This window comes from Flectobacillus sp. (genome assembly GCF_049240685.1).
Taxonomy (GTDB): domain Bacteria; phylum Bacteroidota; class Bacteroidia; order Cytophagales; family Spirosomataceae; genus Flectobacillus.
This window is the reverse complement of sequence record NZ_JBMLSD010000291.1, coordinates 1-2,327: the sequence shown is the minus strand read 5'-3', so window position 1 is coordinate 2,327 and position 2,327 is coordinate 1. Positions and strand designations below refer to the sequence as shown.

Annotated in this window: 2 protein-coding genes; both read right to left on the bottom strand. The window is 39.1% G+C overall.

Annotation, left to right across the window (positions count from 1 at the left end; all coding sequences use genetic code 11):
• Positions 1 to 335: 335 nt before the first annotated feature.
• Positions 336 to 1,001, bottom strand: coding sequence for an HAD family hydrolase (locus ACOVQ4_RS13260; RefSeq protein WP_095167379.1), 666 nt, complete (start codon positions 999 to 1,001; stop codon positions 336 to 338).
• 143 nt (positions 1,002 to 1,144) lie between these two features.
• Positions 1,145 to 2,327, bottom strand: a 1,183-nt coding sequence (locus tag ACOVQ4_RS13255) for a trans-sulfuration enzyme family protein (protein WP_421821113.1), incomplete at its 5' end; no start/stop codon positions are given.

The following is a 2,327-nucleotide window of genomic DNA, read 5'->3' as shown; positions in this document are numbered from 1 at the left end:
ATATTAGCATGAACAGATGTAGCGGTAACCCTTGCGGTTGCCGAACTCAAAATGGCAACTGCAAGGGTTGCAGCTACAAAAAACTTATTTTATACAGTATCAATCAAAACAGGCGGTAAAACTTCGTTTTTAACCGCCTGTTTTGATTAAAGCCATTTCAACATTTTCGTCATGGGTGAATAAATTCACCCACTAAGTGGAATTGTTGGTCGAGGGCTGGTTATGTTATTATCTTTAACGCTAACCAATTATGAGATTTTCAAAATTCTAAATCGTATTATTCTCCAATCCTAGAACTTTCAAATTTTCAAATCCTCAAATTTTCAAATCATGAATTATTCCACACCCAACAACTCCACTAAAGTATCGTAGCTGATGGTCGTAAAATCTGGTGCTTGTAGGTGCGTATGAGCTAGCTCCTCTGCGGTATGTGAGGTTGTGATACCGATTACTTTCATTCCTGCACTCAAACCAGCTTGGATTCCTTGCATAGCGTCTTCTGCTACTACACAATGTTCGATTGGTACACCTAATTTTTCGGCTGCTTTCAAATAAATATCTGGCGCTGGTTTGCCATGTTTTACCATCGAAGCATCTACAATTTCATCAAAATAATGACGAATGCCTGCGTTATCCAAAGTAAAATCGACGTTAGCAGGAGGAGCAGAAGTACCAACGGCCAATTTCACACCTTTAGCTTTCAATGATTCCAAAAGCTCTACCAAACCATTGGCAGGTTTGATATGTGGCAAATAAATCGAGCGATAAATGACTTCTTTTTCTTCATTCAGGGCATGTGCCAATTCTGGTTCTACCTCACGTTTGAAGAAATAATTCATGGTATCTTGTGCGTTTTTACCGTTCAAATTTTGAAAAAACTCCTCACGATTTAAAGGAATGTTTTTATCGGCACAAAACTCCAACCATGCTGTTACATGAAATTCAAGGTTATCAACTAAAACCCCGTCCATGTCAAAAATAAATGCAATTTGTGTACTCATAGAGATTGGGATAAGTTTGTCGTAGCAAAGCATTATCCATTATTGAAAAAATAGTTTTTAAGCGTGAATAATAGGAAAATAAGATTTAACACTCTTTGCCTTGTGCCTAAACACATAACTAAAATCTTATTCTGCACGAATACTTATATCACCTCTAAGGCTTGGTTCAAATCCTGTTGAAGCTCTTCTACACTTTCTAAACCAATATACAAGCGCACCATACGATGCTCCTCATTGCTTGAATCATAATTTTCTGGACGAATTCCTGCGGCCTTGGGCATCACTAAAGATTCATGTCCACCCCAGCTAACAGCCAACAAAAAATGTTTGAGTCCTGTCGCAAATTGCTCGATTTGCTCATAAGTTACTGGCGGAAGCACAATTGTCAACAATCCGCAAGCACCCGTCATTTGTTTCCGAGCCAATTCGTACTGAGGAAAATCGGTATCGAAAGGAAATATTACTTTTGCGATTTTCGGGTGATTTTTCAAAAATGGCAACAAAGCCATCGTACTTTCAGAAATATGCTTCAAACGGATAGGCAAAGTTCGCAAGCCACGCAACAAAAGCCAAGCATTAAATGGAGAAAGACTCGTTCCTGAATTGGAAAGTTCTGAATCAAATATCTTTTTCAACCGAACCTTCGAGCCAGTAATTACCCCCGCAACAGTATCCGAATGCCCTGATATATACTTAGTTGCCGAATGCAAACACAAGTCAATCCCGTAAGCATGAGGATTCTGAAAAAGCGGTGTACAATAACTGTTGTCTATAATAGTAGTAATGCCTCTGGCACGAGCAAAGTTCCCAACCGCCTCTAAATCCTGCAACTCAAAACTAAACGAATTAGGTGATTCGAGATAAATCAGGGTGGTGTTTTCTTGCAAAGCCTCTTCAAAATTGCAGATATCTCTACCGTCGATATATGTATGTTTGACATTGAATTTTGGCAATACAACCTCAAACATATTTCGAGCCCAAGAATAGGGCTGGCGAACCGAAATAATATGATCCCCAGCTTTGACATTTGCCAAAATCGAACAAAAAATAGCCGAACTCCCAGAGTTAGTCACAAGCGCATCTTCAGCACCTTGCAAAGCTGCTAATTTGAGCCTGAGCATATCTACCGTAGGATTTTTGGCTTTAGTATAAATATAATCGCCAGCATATTCGTCTTCAAAAGTTGAGCGCATACTAGCAAAATCCTTAAACGCAAAATTAGAGGTTTGGATAATGGGCGGAGCCACAGCCTGATAATACAAATCACGCTCCTCGCCAAGTTGGTTGATAATTAAAGAAATGTCTTCCATAAGTTTTGTTTTTGAG